Raw genomic sequence first — 261 nt, 5'->3', positions numbered from 1 at the left:
GCCCGATAGTGCTCTATGACTATCAGACAACTAGAGCCAGTAAGCATCCCATTAAATTTTTAAAAGGGTTTAAAGGGTATCTCCATGTTGATGGTTACCCCGGTTACAACGACATACCAAATGTTAGTTTAGTTGGCTGTTTAAGTCATGCTAGGCGAAAATTTGACGAAGCTTTAAGTGCACTTCCTAAAGATAAGCAAAACGCCGATTTGGCATCTCGTCAGGGACTTGAATATTGTAATAAATTATTTGCCATAGAGC

At 39.5% G+C, this 261-nt stretch carries 1 protein-coding gene; it reads left to right on the top strand.

The annotated features are described in order from the left end of the window. A partial coding sequence (locus CDO51_RS13350) for an IS66 family transposase (RefSeq protein ID WP_143824757.1) occupies positions 1-261 on the top strand: 261 nt, incomplete at both ends.

It is taken from the genome of Natranaerobius trueperi (assembly GCF_002216005.1).
In the GTDB taxonomy this organism is placed as follows: domain Bacteria; phylum Bacillota; class Natranaerobiia; order Natranaerobiales; family Natranaerobiaceae; genus Natranaerobius_A; species Natranaerobius_A trueperi.
Note: the sequence above shows the minus strand (reverse complement) of the source record. Positions and strands in the feature narration are given on the sequence as shown.